This window comes from Mesorhizobium sp. B2-3-11 (genome assembly GCF_006442215.1).
In the GTDB taxonomy this organism is placed as follows: Bacteria; Pseudomonadota; Alphaproteobacteria; order Rhizobiales; family Rhizobiaceae; genus Mesorhizobium; species Mesorhizobium salmacidum.
The window spans coordinates 1-17,279 of the sequence record NZ_VFVS01000019.1; the positions used below are offsets into that span (position 1 = coordinate 1).

The following is a 17,279-nucleotide window of genomic DNA, read 5'->3' on the forward strand; positions in this document are numbered from 1 at the left end:
ACCAGCACCCGTTGACTGCCGGCTTCAACGAGCAGCGCCGGGTGATTGCGCTCGGCCGAGGGCACGCTGGCCGAGGTGCCAAGAAACATAAGCCTGAAGGTCATGCGAGCAGTGTACCTCGCGCGCAACGACACCTGAAAGCGGGCGGGGAGCGTTCGACGGCGAAAGCATCAAACCGGCATTTCGTATCTGGCACTGGTTTTGCAGGATCAGGAGAGCTCCGAGGTCAAAGCCAGGCAACATTCAATCCATAATTTGGTGGTGCGAAACGGCTATCCCACCGTCTTGCCGCCCTCCACCCGACCGGACCTGCGCGCCCCCAAATGTTAGCTGGCCAATTGCGGAACCTTTGGCAGCGCGCGACCTTTTCCATAGTCGAGACCAGAGGAGGAACGAGTGGCAAATCTTGGAAGACTTGCGATCGCTATGCTGGGAGTCCTGGCTTATCAAAACCGCGACAAGATCGCAGAGATGATCCGTGGGGCGGGAGAGCGCGATCCAAACAATCCGCAAGGTGGGATTTTGGACCAGGTGTCCAAGGGCGTTTCCGGTACAGCGCTCGGCGATCTTCTCGACCGTTTTAGAAATGCAGGTGCAGGCGCGAAAGTGGACTCTTGGGTTGGCACCGGGCCGAACGAGCCGATCGAGCCTCACGAGGTGGAAAGGGCCATTGACGTGCAGACGCTGGAAGCTCTTTCGAGGCAGACTGGCCTTTCGCGCGAGGAGCTGATTGCGAGGATCACGAGGGATCTGCCGGATGCCATTAACCAGATGACCCCAAACGGCAACCTGCCAGCTGATCACCAAACGAATGCCTCGGGCGAGCCGACGCTGCTCGATGACGTGCCTTTCCGGCCGACGCAAAGCTAATCAGAGATGGTGGAGGCGGACTTGAAAGGGCAGTGCGCTATCGAGGAGATCGGATCGAGCGAGCAAGGCCAGCCGCCAAGCTATGGACAAGCGAGCAGCCTATTGTGGATCGTCAGACTGCGAATGCAATTGCTGAGCTCGACTTGTTGGCCGTTCTGCTTGATTCACGATGGCGCCTCCCGGCAACGCCAATTCGGTTTGGATTGGATGCCTTAGTGGGCCTAGTGCCAGTACTAGGGGATGCAGCAACCGGTCGGAACCGACCTCATCGTTGATTGTTGATCCCTCAAACACAGTGAGGTTATACGATGTTCAGCAATAATGAGACGCGCATTCTTGAGATTGGACTGTTCGCGGCTGTACCGATCTGTGTTGCTATCGCTGCGCTGGTCGCCCTCTTCACCTTGGCGCAACCTCAAGGAGTACGCGACAGGAACCCCCTCATGAATCACATCCTCTTTCTGACGGCCGACTTCCTTTCGCGCCCACCTGGCTTTTATGTCATGGTTGTAGCGATGGTGCTGTGTACCGCGCTGGTGCCATTCGGCCTGACGAATGCAGTTACCTAGCCCGTCGGTAGCGGCCATCGTGATCACCGGAGTTGTGCTCATTCAAGGCTATCGGGACACCGCCGCCCTTCATGCCAAGCTCGATGAGATCGTCGTTTCGTTGAAAGAGACCAGAAACGATGTTGTCGGGTTAGAGCACGCCGAACCCGAGGAGATCCGGGCAAAGCGAGTGATGCTCGAAGAGGAAGCGACTCAATCGAACGTGCTGCCCCTATCCCGGGACGCGTCCAAGAAGGATCGAACTCGTTCATAGCAGCGTCGCGGTGCATGGGCTAATGGCCTTCTCCGCTTTCGCGGGGCAGTCGCAATCGTCAGCGCCGTCAAAGTGACACGCTGCGCCGTCTCCAGCATTGAACGGCTAGCGCGGGAGGTTCGGTTAGAGTTTCAGCTTAGCCCTTAACGCATCGATGCGCTTGGATGCCTCGGCCTTACTAAGCCCTTGTTCGAAGCTCGCGGCGTCATCGGCCTGCTCACTCAGGGTCTTCAAGTATGAGGCTTGCGATGGCGTCATTGGATCGTCTCCACTAACCCATTCATCAGGGTCCTTGTCGATATTGGCTGAAACATCAGCATTGTCGTTTAGGTTCTGCATTTGAGGTCTCCTGTCTGAGCAGGAGAGAATGTCTCTGATCTCCTTTTGTTCCGTAAGGGAATTGTCACGAGCCGCGGTTCATCGACCCCCGTCGACAAGATTGTCAGCCCTGAGGGGCGCGCTGGATGGGCGGCGATCAATCCATGCATTCATCGACGGCGTCGGCAATTCCTACCCGCGCTTCCGCAAGCCTCATTGGCAGAGGGGTGCTCGGCCTGATTGGGGCCACGGAGACTTGCGATTTCACGCAACCAAGTCAGTTTGCCGGCATTAATATCAGGAACGCGCCGGAGGAGGTCTATGCTACACTATAGCGTGCCCCGGGAATTTGAGATCGGTGACGAGGTCACCTTGACGGGTACGGTTAGCACGATGCTGCCTAGCGGACGCGCCAAAGTAAACATTCCATCGTATGACCGACCCTATTCGGTTGACCCTCCACCTAAAACCCGCGCTGGAGATAAGGTCGTTCTTGTTGGAGACATCATCCGCATCGATCGCAAAGCCGACAAGTTGACGGTGCGGACTGACTGCGGCGGCGTGATCACCGTCGGACGCTCGGCGATTACCAGGCTGAGAAAGCACCGGTCTTCACCCCCCTGACGCTCACCGCCGGAGCGCGCCCACAATGGTCTGCGGCGCAACTCGACAGGTGGTTAACAGTGAGCGGCGCTTCTGCCGAACCGGTGAACGCGTGGTCGGCATGCTGTGAAGGCGGGATATCGGAATGGGGAGGAAGTTGACAGCATTTGCGGTCATGGTCGATGCTGTCGCCAACCTCGTCTATGCGAGACGCTCACTAAGATCGCCATTTCTGAATCGGTACAGCCCGTCGCCCCAATCAGCGACGGGCCTACCCGCACTTTGGTCAGTTATAGACCTTGATGATCTTGCGGGTGCCCGGGTCCACGAGAACTGTCCGGTTGTGGACCACGACATAGCGGTACTTGACGTTGGGAACTTCGCGAAGCTCGACGGTGTCGGGAAGCGCGGCGCCGACGCTGAGTTCGACCCCGGGGACTTCCACGGACGCGAGGGGCTGCTTGTGCACGTACTCCTGAATGACCGTGTCCTGTTCAGGCGCGATAACGACGTCCTGGGCTGCAGCGATGCCGACACCGGCAAGGAGCAGAAACGAAGCAGCGGCGGCGGTGAAATGCATTCTCATGTGACAGCCTTCCTGTGAGCTCGGGCATAATCGCCCTGGACCGAACGTGTCCGAATCCGAAACGTTCCGAGCCCGTACCTAGGTCCGATTTGCATCCCGGACTTTGGGCTTGGAATGATGCTGAAAAGGTCTGCGTTCAGCAAAATCGAGGAACCGTCACATGACCGGCGCCGTTGACCGCCGCAAATTTGGAGAAAGCGTCATGGAAAAAAGTATTGGCCAGGCACGCTGGTTGCTGGCACCGGTCTTCGCGATGGCGATTACTCTCCTGGCAATCGGCGTAGCTCTTGGATGACGAGGGCGGCCAACGGGATCCGCGCAGCTATGTCCCTTCCTGCGCCGGATAGGGCTCGCCCGCTGCTCGCAAGTGTGGCGTGCGAGCCCTCTAACCAGCACTCATCGAGGCGACCAACACGATTTCTGGAGGGTGGCTTACTTCGACCCGGAAACCGCTCCGTGCGGTTGAGCGCGGCATCGGATGAGCACGGGCCTGACTCTTTGTACGCGAACTTCGCTTGGTACATCATAGGTTAGCGACACATCGTGCGCTGTGCCGCATAAAACGCGAGGGCAGCGGGCAATGCTCCGCTGCTTGGGAGACCATCGCACTCTCGCTCGTTTGGAGACGCTTGATGCTTGACCGACCCATTCGCACGGACACCTTCTACCCCAATGATCTGGATACGCTCCGTGCGGTCTTCGACGCGATGTGCCAGGAGTTTGACGTTCTCCCGGACACCGCGGCAGCACATTTTATCGCGAGAGAGCTGATCAGGCTTTTCCAGACCGGGATGACGGAACCGGCCATGCTGATGATTGCCGTGCGCGCGCGTTGGCAGGGCGATTGGAAAACGGAAGACAGCAACGCTGCCTGACGTTGACGGTCAGGTGCGCACAATCGCTCTGAAGCCCGGATTTCTCAATAGCCGGGCCGCCAGTCAAGTTCGATCCAGACTGGCGCGTGTTCGCTTGGCTTGTCGTGTCGTGCTGGAACATCGAACAATCCAGATAGTTCACCATTAATGGAACAATCCAGGCATGACAGCCACGCCAGTCACCCGAACGCCGAGGCCGAAGATGTGCTGATCGTCGGAGGCGGGCCCGGGGGACTGACCGCGGCCCAGTATCTTGCCCGCTTCCGCCATCGCGTGCTGGTGGTCGATGCCGGCGATCCCCGTGCCGCCCTGATCCCGAGGAGCCATAATTGTCCGGGCTTTCCAGAAGGGATAAGTGGCCCCGATCTTCTGGATCGGCTCCGACGTCACGCGAGCTTGTACGGAGCAACCGTGATGCAGGGGCAAGTCTTTTCGCTGGCCTCTGGCGACGGAGGCTTTGACGCTGAGACCTCGATCGGCACAATCCGGGCGCGTAAGGTCTTCCTGTCGACCGGAATTATCGACACGACACCCGTCTTGCCTCGCATGGCGGAGGCAATTGCCGCAGGTGTCGTTCGGCTTTGCCCGGTGTGCGACGCATACGAGGTTATCGACCGGAAGATAGCGGTCGTCGGGCAGGGCGACAGAGCCTTGCACGAGGCCATTTTCCTTAGCCGATTCACGCCACACGTAACGATGCTGGGGACCCACGCATCGGACTTTTCAACCAGCACGCGCCGCGCGGCCGGCGAAAGAGGGATACTCATCCGTCACACTCTCGACAAGCTCAGCCAGGCTGCTGACGGGTGTGCGGCGATTTTGCAAGACGGAACGACATGCCGCTTCGATGCAGTCTATGCGGCATTGGGCTGCAAGGTGCGCTCCCAACTCGCCCTGGGCCTCGGCGCGAGATGTTGCGCGGAGGGCTACATCACGGTCGATGAGCACCAGCAGTCGTCCGTCGACGGCATGTACGCGATCGGTGACGTTGTAAAAGCGTTGAACCAGATAGCCGTCGCGTTTGGACAGGCTGCCATTGCCGCGTCTCATGCCCACAGAGAGCTTACCGCCTGAGCCGTTTTCAGCCGGCTACAAAGCATTGTCTTTGTCTGGCGGAACAAGCTGTCGTCCCGAAGGTTCGACACGGCGGGCAACCGAGCAAGACACTTCCTGGCAGGCATTGGCATGGCGTTCGACAGAGATGGACCGAAGCTCTCGACCGTGCTGCTTGTCGCCGCGTTGGCGGCACTTGCCGGATACAACCACGTCCGCGCCAAGCGTGCGCTTGCCGGCCGGGCGCAGGGGCGTGTGCTGGAGATTGACGGTATACGCTTGCATTTTCTCGAAGCCGGCACTGGCATGCCGCTCATTCTGTTGCATGGAAACGGATCCATGGCGCAGGATTTCAAGTCGAGTGGCATCTTCGATCAGGCGGCAAAGACCTATCGGGTGCTCGCATTTGATCGACCGGGCTTCGGGCGAAGCACACGGGCGCGGGGCCGGCGGTGGTCTGCCCGCGACCAAGCCGATCTCATACATGCCGCCGCCGGCAGGCTGGGCATCGAGAAATATCTGGTGCTTGGGCATTCGTGGGGCGCTTGGATAGCCCTCGAACTGGCGCGCAGGCATTCTCCTTCGATTGCCGGTATCGTGCTGGTTTCCGGCTATTATTATCCGCCCCCGCGGCTTGATCTTGCACTGGCCGCACTTCCGGCTTTGCCGGTCGCCGGCACAGCGTTTCGCCACACCTTGCTGCCGCCGCTTGTGAGGCTTGCCTGGCCGTGGGCGATGCAGAAGATCTTTCACCCGGCGGTTGTCGCTGCCGACTTCGCCGCTCGCGCAAAAGAGGTCGCCAGCCGCCCCTCCCAACTGCGCGCCGTGTGCTCGGAGTCGGCATCAATGCTGGCCGCGGCCCTGCTGACGAAGGCCAGCTACAGGGATATTGCCGTGCCGACCGGCATCGTGGCCGCCTCTGGAGACCGGTTGTTCGACGCGGAGCAGGAAGCACGACGCCTGCATGCGGAGGTCAGCGGGTCCCTCCTCAACGTCGTTGCGGGCGCCGGCCATATGGTTCACCAGAGCGCCCCTCAGGCGGTGGTGGCCATGGTCCACGCGATTGCAGGACTGCACTCCTCGTTTCAAGGGGCCGTCGGCCGCGACCTAGGCCAGCCGACAAGTTCGGTCTCGCCCGAGGTACCAGCCGGCGATGAGGGCCAGCAGATGATATCCCCGCCAAACCGGGCTTTAAAGAAATGAACGATCAACATCCCGCCGACATACAGTCGGTCCTTCACCAGAACATCCAGGCCCTGATCGACCACAGGCGACAGCAGGAGGAGGACCAAAGCCTTCAGGCGCGAATTGCTGGCGCCATTTCGCGCTTCGCGGGAAGTATGGCCTTTGTCTATTTGCATCTCGCAATTCTCGTCGCCTGGATTCTTGCCAACCTTGACGCGATACCCGCCATCCCAGCATGGGACCCAACTTTTGTGATCCTGGCCATGGTCGCCTCGGTCGAGGCAATCTTCCTGTCCACTTTCGTGCTGATCAACCAAAACAGAATGGCCGAACACAGCGAGCGCCGAGCGGAACTGGACCTCCAGATCAGCCTTCTCAACGAGCACGAAACCACGCGGCTCATCGAAATGGTGGCCGCCTTGACAGGCCGTCTGAATGTCTCGACGCCGGCCGATGAGGAGCTGCCGCAACTGGCCGAGAATGTCGATCCCCGGCAGGTGATGACGCAAATCCAGCAAGCTTCCGCAGATCAGGAGAAATCTTGAGCAAACAAGATGCACACGTCGAACGGGCCGCCGCCGAGACTGAAGGAGCTTACCCCGAGGAACATTTACCGCTGCTCAATGTTTGGTTGCAGGCCTACAATCCTCCCTCATTGTCTTGGCCTCAAGGCTGTCAAAGCAGCTTCGGCCCGTCTCGGTTTTGTCCGAGGCGGGCCTTCATCACTACGCTTGGATGTCGCGGTGGCGTAACGCTTCGGAGTCACCCACCGCCGATGGGTATCAGACGGAACCAAGTTGACGCCGAGGTAGCGGTGGGCGACCTGGGGATATTCCGGTGAACGATGGCGCCGTTCTGATCGTCGAAGATGAGCCGATGATACTGCTCGACCTCGAGTCAGGGTTGGAGGAGGCTTGGTTCTAGTTCGTCGGCGGTCGAAATGCTGCCGACCCGATCCCAAGGCCGCGTTCACCGACATCGCCTGGGGCCGGGACAATCGGAGGTCGCTCGGCTTGCGGAGGTCCAACCCGACCATTCCAGTTGTATATGTATGTGGCGACAGTCTTCTTTCTACCCGGATCACAACCGCCGTTTCTCAACTTTAAAATGCACAGCAAACCCCGTCGTTTTTCGTTTTTCCTCCTTCCATGAAACCTCCAGAACATTCTTTCCCGTTCAGCGTTAGGCCGCGCCGGAGAATGCTTGTTTACGATTTCTTGTTTCTTCGGCGTCGGAGCTGGCACACCGGCTTGAGGCCACGTCGGCCCTTCCGGAGGCGGGCCACGCGGGAGTTGAGATGCGATGCATAGGGACCCTATACCCCATCAGAACTTGCCGTACTGAGCCGCGTCCTGGCACGCAGCAATATCAAAAACGAAACCGAAACCGAGAGAGAACGGCTTGCATCGCGCATCCTTGCTTATTATCAAGCCGGGATTACGGACGAGAACGAACTTGAACAGCTTTCTCGGCAGCCGCTGGGAAGGTGACGACTAATCTTCCGTCTTCAGAGCTTCCGCCTCGTCTCTGAGCTTCGGCCAATCGGTCCCATGCCTGCGAAGAAGCCTTCGCGCCTGCTTGGGATCGATCTCCGTGAGCTCAACCAGGTGTTCAACCTCAAGTTCCTGGCCTTTTGCCACTCGGCCCGCTTCGTTTGCTGCTCGTTGCATTGCACTATCCGCTGCTGAGATAAACTAACGATCGCTGCAAGTTGCAGTTCCGGGGCCTCCGAGAAGAATACTCCGCCGCGACCGGGTGCCTGTCGGAATTTCCCTCGTGCGAGCAAGCATGCACTCATTCGTCGACCCTGCGGTCAAGTTCGTCGAGCAATGACCGATGTTCGCGGGGCATATCCGCATCTGTCGGCAGATCCAGCAACTGCCGAAGCTGGCGACGGCTGGCGTCCGAGGAAATCCATTGACGTATGAGACGGGCTATGGCCCTCTGTTGGGCCTTGCCGATTTCTTCCATGTTGGGAACCCAAGGCTTATCCTTGGTCGAACTCGGCGGCTCCCTGATGGTTCCCTGGCTGAATATCAAACTGCGGTTGAGCAATCGGCGACCTGGGTAAAGGACGGCTGTCTGACAGCCCTCAACTTGCTCTAGGGCGTAGTGACGATTAACTATCTGAGCCAGATAGCGATAGCGGCAAGCTTGACAAAGCCCATGAAGTTGGCGAGCAACTTGTCGTATCGTGTTGCGACGCGGCGGACACCTGCTAATGATGAGCCGCCGGGACAGGTAGAGGGCTGTATCTGCTCCGGAAGGCCCGGACCTGACGCGTTGAGCTTGCGACGGTGCTCAGCCATTAGACGGATCCTCCACCGACGGAACCTCTTTCTTGTTGGTCTGATCTGGCGAGATGAAGGTCCAGGAAGCGATTGTCATGTCTTGCTCCAAGCTGATATAGGGCCCCGTGAGCTGACAAGTCCTGCGTGCGAAGCATAGACCCAATTAATCGCTCACCGACTTTGATGCACTTACATAGATTAAAGCGCCCGCCCACTTGCGCCGATCTACTCCGTGATCAAGCCCGAACCATCTTCCCGGCTTCCCGTCCGATGGGCATGGTTAGCTTGTGGGCAGGGCCTGATCCGGCAGGCGGCAAACTAAAGCAACTTTGTTCGTGGCGCCGTTGCCACGTTCCTGTTGCAGAGATTTTCGGGAGCAACCGGATGCCGTCGCAAGGGCGCAGCCGCCGGCGTGAAAACCGTACGAATTCATCTCATCATTTTGATATCAAGTGATAGACTTAGTCGCAGGACTTTTTCCCCATTCTCATCACGCACCTCGACAAACAATTGCTGCCCGTCGATGCTTTTCAGTTCGTCTCTCGAGAGGTCGACGAGGCCCTCGAATCCGACACGGCGAACCTCTTCGATACCAGCGCACTCCACACCTATCTCATCCTGCAAGACCAGATCGCGATCACCGCTGTCAAAGAAAAATCGTGCCATCGAAGAGTTCCCGTCACCACTAATCTGCGGGGTTCTTTTGGTGCAGGTAGGTTGTGTCGAAATCTCCTGCCCTCTTGAGGCCGGCCCAGTCGCGAGCATGCACTCTCGATCCTGTGGTGGCGATGAGGCCTTCACGTCGTAGTTCCTGAAGCATTCGGTTGACGTGGACCGTTGACAAACCCAATGCATCGCCAAGTGCGGCCTGAGTTATGGGAATATCCGCAACGTGATCCTCAATGCGCCCCACCGATCGCATGCGCCATATCAGTTCGCATAAAATGTGAGCCATGCGGGTATAAGCCTCCCGTCTCCGCACATTGGTGACCCACTCCCTGTATATTGCGGCGTCGATTAGCGTCGACCGCCAGAAGGCCGTGGCGATGCGGGGGTGTTGGTCGCAAATGCTGCGCAGAGCGTCGTGTCGCATGAAGCCCACTCGGGCCGGCACTACCGAACTTTTATTCACGCCAAAAGTTCCGGCTGGCGGTGACAGTTCGGAACCGACGAGCGTCGCGCGGCATCAACGGCTCTGTTCGAATGCATGAAGCCGGGCAGGCGACTTCGAGAGGATATTGCCCCTGCCGGACACCGCCCAGCTTTACGCACGTTCCGGCAGGCGATGCGTATTGGCATCGCCGCTCGATAAACCGCACGCCCTGCCACTGCCTGCCACACTTTAATCCGCGCCAGAGGAACGGGGTCGCCCCCTTGACGTTCCCCACCGTTGGCAAGGTGAGATCTCAGTGAACAGACCTATTTCGAGGACTGAAATTATCGAACAACTCGATCATCCCTCAAACGACAGGGAGGTCGCGAGAGAACAGGGCGTCTCGCCTTCTGCGGCAATTGCGGCGGCGCTGGCCGACTCGCTGGAGGACGGTCCGAACAAGCATATTATCCATATATCCGCCTCGGAACGCAGTGCCGAAGAGATCGCTGGAGCTTTGCGTCAGTTTCTGCCAGGCGCAGACATCATCTTCCTGCCCTCCTGGGACTGCCTGCCCTACGACAGGGTATGGCCGACACGCGCCAATATGGGGCGGAGGCTTCGCGCGCTGCATGAGATCGCAGGCGAGCCCAAACGCCCGCGCGTCGTGGTTCTGTCGATCGAGACCGCTCTCCAGCGGGTGCCGCCCGCACCAGTCATTGCTGGGGGCTTCACAATTCTGGAACTCGGACAAATGTTCGACCCGCACGACTTCCGGACGAAAGCCGAGGCGGTGGGATACGCCGTCGACGAGAGGGTGGACGAACCCGGCGAGATAGCCTTTCGGGGCGACCTGATGGATATCTTCCCTGCTGGCGCCGATCACCCGGTCCGTCTTGTCCTCGGTCCAGATAGCTGCATCCGAGAACTCAAGATCTACGATCCCGTCACCCAGCTTAGCGAACATTCGCGAGAGTCGATCACTGTTGGACCGGCATCCGAGCTGATGTTCGCAACAGCTGATCATTCCGAGTTGGCACCAATGCGAACGACACCGATGGAAGAACGCCTGATCGCGTTGTATGGCAGTATGCCGTCGGTCTTCGATGTGGCATCCGGCGCCTCAATCTCCTTGCCAGAAGGGCTCGAAGGCCCGCCGCTCGACCGCTTCCTGGATCTGATCGAAGATGCACGTCGTGCCAGGCAAGAGGTTGCCGAACCCGCAACACCATTGCCTGAACAGTTTTACCTGTCGCGCGAGGAATGGGATGTCGCGGTTCGTAAACGCCGCCGCACGAGTCCTACCGTCTCGGCCACCCGAGTTCCCAAATTCGTTCGGCGGGCGCGATCCCGAGATCAGTTCGCCGAGTTTGTGGAAAGGCAGACGAGGTCGGGTGTCACTGTGGTGTTCGCCGGCGAAGCCTCTGAACTGCAGCGAGCGGATCGTCTGCTCGATCGGAGGCTTGGCCGGCGAATGGGGGAGGCGGAGGACTGGCCGCAAATCCGTTCGGCCGCAAGGGGCTCTCTTCTCAAGGCCGAATTCATTGTCGACGAAGGGTTTGTCGACGAGCAATCCCGTATCGCGCTGGTGGCTGCGACCGATCTTTTTGGCCGGGCTTTGAAGGCAAACGGCGGCGCCGCCACCAGTATGCTCGACCCCGAGTTGCGCATTGGCGACGTCGTCGTCCATGAGGATCATGGCCTGGCCATTCTGGTGGCGGTCGAACAGGTCGACTTGGCCGGCCAGCCACAGGATGTCGTCAGGCTGGAATATCATGGCGGGGCGTCGTTGCTGGTTCCGGTCGATGAATTTGGGCGGATTTGGCGCTACGGCTCGGAACCCGATGCCGTGTCGCTCGATCGCTTGAACAGCGACGGGTGGCTCAGCCGACGCAAGGCTGCGCTGCGCGACATCGACAGGCTTGCCAAGCGCTTGACGGGCCTTGCCAAAGCCAGGTCCAGCCAGCCTGCCGAGATCATGAAATGCTCGCGCGCGGATCTCGCCCGGTTTGCGGCGAAGTTTCCCTATACCGAGACTCCCGACCAGGCCGCCGCCATTCGCGATGTGCTCGACGACCTCTCGTCAGGGAGAACAATGAACCGGCTTGTCTGCGGCGACGTCGGCTTCGGCAAGACAGAGGTGGCCCTGCGTGCCTGCGCTGCCGCCGCCCTGTGCGGGAAGCAGGTTGCGGTCATAGCCCCGACAACCGTGTTGGCACGCCAGCATTATGAGACGTTCAGCCGCCGGTTTGCCGGGACAGGCCTCGATGTCGCCCACCTCTCGAGAATGGTTGGCGGGGCGGAGGCGAGAACGGTCAAAGAGCGGCTGCGGAGCGGTCGGGTCGCGGTGGTTGTGGGTACGCAAGCGCTGGCGGCCAAGAGCGTCACCTTCGCCAATCTGGGACTGCTGGTGATCGACGAGGAGCACCGGTTCGGTGTCAAGCTGAAGCAGGCGCTGCGGAACATGGCGCCCCGCCTTCATACGCTGAGCATGAGCGCCACGCCGATACCGCGCACGCTGCAATCAGCGATGTCAGGCATCCAGGAAGTCAGCGTCCTCAACTCTCCGCCTGCCAAAAGGCGTCCCGTCCGCACGATTCTGGAGCCCTTCGATCCAGCTTCGGTTAGAGCCGCCCTTTTGCGCGAATTTCGCCGGGGCGGACAGAGCTTCCTGGTGGTTCCACGCATCGAGGACATCGACCCGGTTGGCGAGCAGCTAAACAGATTGGTGCCGGAACTCGCGGTTGTGACGGCCCATGGAGAAATGAAAGGGACACGGCTGGACGAAATCATGGTCGGATTCGCTGACGGTGAAGGCGACATCCTTTTGAGCACCGACATCATCGAGAGCGGCCTCGACGTACCGCGGGCCAACACCATCCTGATCTGGCGGGCGGACAGGTTCGGTCTGGCACAATTGCACCAGCTTCGCGGCCGGGTCGGAAGGGGAGCGGCGCAGGCTATTGCCTTTCTTCTTACCGAGCCTAGCGCCGAGCTGGCCGAAGGCACAAGAGCTCGACTTTCGACCATGATTGCGCTCGATCGGCTTGGCTCCGGCCTGGCGATCAGTCAAAGAGACCTCGACCTGCGCGGGGCAGGAGACCTCTTCGGCGAAGATCAAGCCGGGCACATGAAGCTGATCGGAGCGGGGCTTTATCAGCATCTGCTGGAGCGGGCGGTCTCGCTGGCTGGGGGAGGGGCCGATCCAGACAAGCATCTTGCCGATATCAAAGGCGCCGCAAATGGGGCCTTTCCCGCAAGCTACGTCAACGAGCCCACAGTGCGCGTTGGCCTTTATGCGAGGCTGTCTCACATGACTTCCGAGACGGATCTCGACGCGTTCGGCGAAGAGCTCGAGGACCGCTTTGGAGATATGCCCGGTCCAGCAGCGGATTTACTGGAACTGACCAGGTTGCGCATAGGCGCGGCGGAACTGGGCATCAGCAAAGTCGACGTGGGACCCGAAGCCATCGCAATCACCTTCCGCAAGAAAACGGTGGCATCCGAATGGCGCTTTAAAAACGCACATAGCTTCGAGTTCCGCAACGGCCGGCTGATTTTCAGGCCGTCGATCCCGCCCCGCGGCTCAGGCGTCGATGCCGTCCGCTCCCTAGTTGGAGCCTTGCGTGCGGCCAGGTCCAGCCGGCCCAGTGCGTGATGGGTTCGCTTGGATCACCGGTTCCAGATCATGGGGAAAGTTCGGCGCTCCGACGGGCAGTTCGTCAGTTGGCGTTCTTTCCCTTTGAGTCACAACCGGAAGCATTTCAGCGACCTCGATGAGGATATCCCTCAGGAAGTGATTGATGTGGACGCCCATCAGCTGCGTGCCTGTTGTCTCCGATGGCCTTCCAACTTACTGCCGCAAGCTATGTTCCCGCCCTGAAAAGCAGGACGCGCTCTTCTCAGAGCGGGATCGAAGCCTTCGGCAAAGGGTCCGACCGACTGGTTCACAGGGACGGTCCGGATCGATGCACTTTTCAATCCGGCTGCCCCCGAGCGCGTCCAAGGCGCCAACGTGACATTTGAACCGGGCGCCCGCACCGCCTGGCACACGCACCCACTTGGACAGACCCTGGTGGTCCTGTCGGGAGTCGGACGGGTCCAGCGCTGGGGCGGTCCGATCGAGGAGATTCGGCCGGGAGACGTCGTCTGGTTTGTGCCTGGCGAGAAGCACTGGCACGGCGCTGCGCCGCAGACCGCAATGACCCACCTCGCAATGCAGGAAGTCCAGGACGGCAAGGTCGTCGACTGGATGGAGAAGGTCTCCGACGAACAATACGGCGCCTGATTGGCCCCGCCGGTAAAACCAAAGGATCCGACCATGATCAAAGAAAAGTCGTCATTCTCACTGGCGCATCGTCCGGCATCGGCGAAGCCACCGCCAGGCTGCTTGCCAGCCAGGGAGCGAAGGTCGTTCTAGGCGCCCGGCGCGTCTACAGGCTGAAGCAGATCGCTGATGAGATCGCGCAGGCTGGCGGGCAGGCCGTGACGTGAAGAATGCTCAAGCTGGATTAGCTTCGGGGCGACGATTAATGACCGCTACTAGGCCGAAGGTCGCGCTCTCATTCAACCCTTAGACCGTTTGAATCGCTCGCGCACTGCCGCCAAGCGTTTGTCCTTCGTCTGAAGATCCTCCATAGCGCCCTCCAGGTAATCGTATAGCGGAAGCAATGCCTGCGCCTTGGGCGACGATAATTTCGGCAACGCGGTCGAGAGCCCGTCCGATGCGCTCCGAAGTGATCGGACGACGAGTAGTCGAATGCGGTCTCATGATAACGTCCTCCTAAAAGGTTCACTAGTTCAGCATCTGCTTTAGGCGGATTTGCATCATGGGGGATGACGTCTTCCAAGGGGAACGATGCTATTAGGTGCCCCGAGGGCCTCTGAACGTGCTGCGACCTTCGCCACACTCACACTGTTCTTATCCGGCCGTGCCCGTAGTCCAGTGCGAGCCGCAGTTTACGTCCCCACTTTTTTGCTTCAAAGACGTAAGTCGGACGATCGGGGGCCCAACCGAAGGTGAGGGTACTTTCGCCCAAGCCGGCGAGGCCGGTGTCGGCGCTTAGTTGCGCCCAAGCCGGATGAGATTCTGCCTGCGACGCCTTATCGACGCTTACGCGAGGCCAATGTGATGCTCCTGGCTGTCCACCATGTCGCAATCATCTGCAGCGACTATGAGACGTCCAAGCAGTTCTACACGAGCAAGCTTGGTTTCGTCATTCTCGCCGAAAATTGGCGCCCCGAAAGGCGGTCTTGGAAGTGCGACTTGCGTCATGGCCTCGTCCAGATCGAGTTGTTCAGTTTCCCGGATCCGCCGAGCCGGCCCAGCAGGCCCGAGGCCTGCGGATTAAGACATATTGCATTCGTGGTCGCGTCGGTCGAGGCAACTGCCGAACTGCTTCGGTCGCGAGACGTTGACGTGGAGCCAATCCGAACAGACCCCTACACGGGGCGCTTGTTTACCTTCATCGCCGATCCGGATGGACTCCCGATCGAACTTTACGAGGCCGGCGCCGTATGAGCTGAACGAACGCGCCTCCGGCGACTGGATAGACCTTCGGGCGCTCCGCTGGCCAGGCAGTCTCGTTCCGATGCAGAAAGGTGTCTGGCTTCCTGCTGCGTTCAGCTTGCTAAGGCTATCCGGGGCGCGGCCCACCCGGAGTAGTTGCTCAGAAAACGCTTTGTACGTCTGCAGGTTGGGCCGAGGCGCCTAAATGCTCATCTGTTTCTGTGGGGATATCTGTGGGGTAGGCAATCTTCGGGATGCCTAAGTCGTTGTTTTTTCTGGTCGGAGTGGCAGGATTTGAACCTGCGACCCCCTCGTCCCGAACGAGGTGCGCTACCAGGCTGCGCTACACTCCGTGACCAGACCGCGGGCTTATAGCCGCCACACTTCGTTCCTGCAAGCGGCAATGGCAGCCCTTCTGTCGCATTTCGTCCGCTTTCGTCGGGTAGTGCCGTAAAGCCCGGATTTCCATCCGGGATAAACGCGGTTTAAAGCCTTGTGTGCTAAGCCGCTGCCTCGATAGATCGTGTTTTTGCCGCCTGGAGCTCTGCTGTCTTGCCCCCAAAAATCGTCGCCGAGGCCTGGCCCAACAGCTTCGAATTCGAAACCGCGGCACTGATCAAGGCATCCGGCTTTCGGGAATATGATGCGCGCTGGTGGTTCGGCCATCCCGGTTCGACGGTGCCGCCGGAACTCAATCTGATCGGCGTCCAGGCGCTTGGCATGGGGCTCGGCACACTGATCCGGCGTCTCGGCGCCGGACCTGATATCGTCACCGGACATGATTTCCGTTCCTATTCGCTTGGCATCAAGCTTGCGCTGGTTTCCGGGCTGATGGCTGCCGGCGCACGGGTGAAGGACATCGGCCTGGCGCTGTCGCCGATGGTCTATTTCGCGCAGTTCGCACTGGAGACGCAGTCGGTGGCCATGGTCACCGCCTCGCACAACGAAAATGGCTGGACCGGGGTCAAGATGGGAGCGGCGCGGCCGCTGACCTTCGGGCCCGAGGAGATGAGCGCGCTGAAGGCGATCGTGCTGGCCGGCGATTTCGACCTTACAGGCGGCGGCTCCTATGATTTTGTCCGCGATTTTCGCGCCACCTATCTCGACGACCTGACCGGGGACAAGCGCATCACACGAAAGCTCAAAGTGGTCGCCGCCTGCGGCAACGGCACTGCCGGCGCCTTTGCCCCGGAAGCCTTGCAGCGCATAGGCTGCGAAGTGGTCCCGCTCGATGTCGAACTCGATCACACCTTTCCGCGCTACAATCCCAATCCGGAGGACATGCGGATGCTGCATGCCATCAGGGACAAGGTGCTGGTGACAGGGGCCGATGTCGGGCTGGGTTTCGATGGCGACGGTGATCGCTGCGGTGTCGTCGACAATGAAGGCAACGAGATATTTGCCGACAAGGTCGGCGTCATGCTGGCGCGTGACATTTCCAGCCAATATCCGGGTTCGACCTTTGTCGTCGACGTTAAGTCTACCGGATTGTTCAACACCGACACGGTGCTGCACGCCAATGGCGCCGTTACCGACTACTGGAAGACCGGCCATTCCTACATCAAGCGCCGCGTTGCCGAACTCGGCGCGGTCGCCGGCTTCGAAAAGTCAGGCCACTTCTTCTTCAACCCGCCGATCGGGCGCGGCTATGACGACGGGTTGGTCACGGCAATCGCCATCTGCCAGATGCTGGACCGCAACCCGGCCAGTTCGATGGCCGATCTCTACCGTGCGCTGCCGCTGACCTTCGGCACGCCCACCATGTCTCCGCACTGCGCGGACGAGGTGAAGTACGACGTCGTCGAACGGGTGGTCTCCGATTTCCAGGCGATGAAGCGGGACGGCTCCAGTTTCGCGGGCCAGAAGATCGTGGACCTCGTCACCGTCAACGGCGTGCGCGTCGTCGCCGAGGACGGCACCTGGGGTCTGGTGCGCGCCTCGTCGAACAAGCCGGAACTGGTCGTGGTCGTCGAAAGCCCGGTCTCGTCCGAGCGTCGCCGGCAGATGTTCGATGCCGTCGACGCCGTGCTGCGCCGCAGTCCGGAAGTCGGCGCCTACAACCAGACCTTCTAGT

15 protein-coding genes, 1 tRNA gene and 5 pseudogenes are annotated in these 17,279 nt (G+C 60.0%); 13 read left to right on the plus strand and 8 right to left on the minus strand.

The features are described from left to right. Nucleotides 1-104: pseudogene (locus FJ960_RS23010) on the minus strand (ribonuclease Z); the annotation flags it as partial. Between the two features lie 292 nt (nucleotides 105-396). Between FJ960_RS23010 and FJ960_RS23015 the strand changes: the two are divergent. From FJ960_RS23015 to FJ960_RS23025, 3 genes and pseudogenes are all read left to right on the plus strand, one after another. Beyond that, on the plus strand, nucleotides 397-870 hold the full coding sequence (locus FJ960_RS23015; RefSeq protein WP_140716989.1) for a YidB family protein: 474 nt from the start codon (nucleotides 397-399) through the stop codon (nucleotides 868-870). A 104-nt stretch (nucleotides 871-974) separates the two neighbouring features. Beyond that, nucleotides 975-1,145 carry a DUF4112 domain-containing protein gene (locus FJ960_RS23020; RefSeq protein WP_246672910.1) on the plus strand — a complete coding sequence of 57 codons (171 nt, stop codon included), beginning with the start codon at nucleotides 975-977 and terminating at the stop codon, nucleotides 1,143-1,145. Between the two features lie 168 nt (nucleotides 1,146-1,313). Further along, a pseudogene (locus FJ960_RS23025) lies at nucleotides 1,314-1,692 on the plus strand (low affinity iron permease family protein). 123 nt (nucleotides 1,693-1,815) lie between these two features. On the opposite strand, the gene FJ960_RS23030 reads toward FJ960_RS23025, so the two are convergent. Together FJ960_RS23030 and FJ960_RS23040 are read right to left on the minus strand one after the other, a co-directional pair. Continuing rightward, nucleotides 1,816-2,031: a DUF3072 domain-containing protein gene (locus FJ960_RS23030; protein ID WP_140506169.1), complete on the minus strand. Its 216-nt coding sequence runs from the start codon at nucleotides 2,029-2,031 to the stop codon at nucleotides 1,816-1,818. Between the two features lie 868 nt (nucleotides 2,032-2,899). Further along, a complete protein-coding gene (locus FJ960_RS23040) occupies nucleotides 2,900-3,199 on the minus strand; it encodes a DUF1236 domain-containing protein (RefSeq protein ID WP_140506165.1) in 300 nt (99 codons plus the stop codon). Nucleotides 3,200-3,359: 160 nt separating this feature from the next. Here FJ960_RS23040 and FJ960_RS30190 point away from each other — a divergent pair, with 160 nt between their 5' ends. The 5 genes from FJ960_RS30190 (at nucleotide 3,360) to FJ960_RS23060 (ending at nucleotide 6,857) form a co-directional block, all read left to right on the plus strand. After that, nucleotides 3,360-3,494: a hypothetical protein gene (locus FJ960_RS30190; RefSeq protein ID WP_281405566.1), complete on the plus strand. Its 135-nt coding sequence runs from the start codon at nucleotides 3,360-3,362 to the stop codon at nucleotides 3,492-3,494. Between the two features lie 337 nt (nucleotides 3,495-3,831). Beyond that, nucleotides 3,832-4,074, plus strand: coding sequence for a hypothetical protein (locus FJ960_RS23045; protein WP_140716991.1), 243 nt, complete (start codon nucleotides 3,832-3,834; stop codon nucleotides 4,072-4,074). A gap of 147 nt (nucleotides 4,075-4,221) precedes the next feature. Further along, on the plus strand, nucleotides 4,222-5,148 hold the full coding sequence (locus FJ960_RS23050; protein WP_140716993.1) for an NAD(P)/FAD-dependent oxidoreductase: 927 nt from the start codon (nucleotides 4,222-4,224) through the stop codon (nucleotides 5,146-5,148). A gap of 147 nt (nucleotides 5,149-5,295) precedes the next feature. After that, nucleotides 5,296-6,330, plus strand: a complete 1,035-nt coding sequence (locus FJ960_RS23055; RefSeq protein ID WP_246672911.1) for an alpha/beta hydrolase — start codon at nucleotides 5,296-5,298, stop codon at nucleotides 6,328-6,330. Beyond that, nucleotides 6,327-6,857, plus strand: a complete 531-nt coding sequence (locus tag FJ960_RS23060; RefSeq protein ID WP_140506160.1) for a DUF1003 domain-containing protein — start codon at nucleotides 6,327-6,329, stop codon at nucleotides 6,855-6,857. The genes FJ960_RS23055 and FJ960_RS23060 overlap by 4 nt, the downstream gene beginning before the upstream one ends. Before the next feature lie 1,249 nt (nucleotides 6,858-8,106). Here FJ960_RS23060 and FJ960_RS23080 read toward each other — a convergent pair. The 4 genes and pseudogenes from FJ960_RS23080 to FJ960_RS29990 form a co-directional block, all read right to left on the minus strand. Further along, entirely contained in the window at nucleotides 8,107-8,367 is a 261-nt protein-coding gene (locus tag FJ960_RS23080; RefSeq protein ID WP_140716999.1) for a hypothetical protein, read from the minus strand. A 68-nt stretch (nucleotides 8,368-8,435) separates the two neighbouring features. After that, nucleotides 8,436-8,522: pseudogene (locus FJ960_RS23085) on the minus strand (IS5/IS1182 family transposase); the annotation flags it as partial. Nucleotides 8,523-9,032: 510 nt separating this feature from the next. Next, on the minus strand, nucleotides 9,033-9,269 hold the full coding sequence (locus FJ960_RS23090) for a hypothetical protein (protein WP_140717001.1): 237 nt from the start codon (nucleotides 9,267-9,269) through the stop codon (nucleotides 9,033-9,035). 19 nt (nucleotides 9,270-9,288) lie between these two features. Further along, nucleotides 9,289-9,696, minus strand: coding sequence for a Crp/Fnr family transcriptional regulator (locus FJ960_RS29990; RefSeq protein WP_348642367.1), 408 nt, complete (start codon nucleotides 9,694-9,696; stop codon nucleotides 9,289-9,291). A 316-nt stretch (nucleotides 9,697-10,012) separates the two neighbouring features. Between FJ960_RS29990 and FJ960_RS23100 the strand changes: the two genes are divergently transcribed. The 4 genes and pseudogenes from FJ960_RS23100 to FJ960_RS23115 all read left to right on the plus strand — a co-directional run bounded on the left by FJ960_RS23100 (nucleotide 10,013) and on the right by FJ960_RS23115 (nucleotide 15,217). Next, nucleotides 10,013-13,354: a DEAD/DEAH box helicase gene (locus FJ960_RS23100; RefSeq protein ID WP_181174295.1), complete on the plus strand. Its 3,342-nt coding sequence runs from the start codon at nucleotides 10,013-10,015 to the stop codon at nucleotides 13,352-13,354. A gap of 240 nt (nucleotides 13,355-13,594) precedes the next feature. Then, nucleotides 13,595-13,984: pseudogene (locus FJ960_RS23105) on the plus strand (cupin domain-containing protein); the annotation flags it as partial. Then, a pseudogene (locus FJ960_RS23110) lies at nucleotides 13,984-14,181 on the plus strand (SDR family NAD(P)-dependent oxidoreductase); the annotation flags it as partial. The pseudogenes FJ960_RS23105 and FJ960_RS23110, both read left to right, overlap by 1 nt. 646 nt (nucleotides 14,182-14,827) lie before the next feature. Further along, nucleotides 14,828-15,217, plus strand: a complete 390-nt coding sequence (locus FJ960_RS23115; protein WP_140717005.1) for a VOC family protein — start codon at nucleotides 14,828-14,830, stop codon at nucleotides 15,215-15,217. A gap of 264 nt (nucleotides 15,218-15,481) precedes the next feature. Here the strand turns inward: FJ960_RS23115 and FJ960_RS23120 are convergent. After that, nucleotides 15,482-15,558: transfer RNA gene (locus FJ960_RS23120), tRNA-Pro, on the minus strand. Between the two features lie 199 nt (nucleotides 15,559-15,757). On the opposite strand from FJ960_RS23120, the gene FJ960_RS23125 reads away from it, so the two are divergent. Beyond that, entirely contained in the window at nucleotides 15,758-17,278 is a 1,521-nt protein-coding gene (locus FJ960_RS23125) for a phosphomannomutase/phosphoglucomutase (protein WP_140717007.1), read from the plus strand. Nucleotide 17,279: the final 1 nt, after the last annotated feature.

What these genes read in the sequence shown, in the direction of transcription:
- FJ960_RS23030 (WP_140506169.1), bottom strand. Translation starts at nt 2,031, where the DNA reads ATGCAGAACCTAAACGACAATGCTGATGTTTCAGCCAATATCGACAAG.
- FJ960_RS23040 (WP_140506165.1), bottom strand. Translation starts at nt 3,199, where the DNA reads ATGAGAATGCATTTCACCGCCGCCGCTGCTTCGTTTCTGCTCCTTGCC.
- FJ960_RS30190 (WP_281405566.1), top strand. Translation starts at nt 3,360, where the DNA reads ATGACCGGCGCCGTTGACCGCCGCAAATTTGGAGAAAGCGTCATGGAA.
- FJ960_RS23050 (WP_140716993.1), top strand. Translation starts at nt 4,222, where the DNA reads ATGGAACAATCCAGGCATGACAGCCACGCCAGTCACCCGAACGCCGAG.
- FJ960_RS23045 (WP_140716991.1), top strand. Translation starts at nt 3,832, where the DNA reads ATGCTTGACCGACCCATTCGCACGGACACCTTCTACCCCAATGATCTG.
- FJ960_RS23090 (WP_140717001.1), bottom strand. Translation starts at nt 9,269, where the DNA reads ATGGCACGATTTTTCTTTGACAGCGGTGATCGCGATCTGGTCTTGCAG.
- FJ960_RS29990 (WP_348642367.1), bottom strand. Translation starts at nt 9,696, where the DNA reads ATGCGACACGACGCTCTGCGCAGCATTTGCGACCAACACCCCCGCATC.
- FJ960_RS23115 (WP_140717005.1), top strand. Translation starts at nt 14,828, where the DNA reads ATGCTCCTGGCTGTCCACCATGTCGCAATCATCTGCAGCGACTATGAG.
- FJ960_RS23060 (WP_140506160.1), top strand. Translation starts at nt 6,327, where the DNA reads ATGAACGATCAACATCCCGCCGACATACAGTCGGTCCTTCACCAGAAC.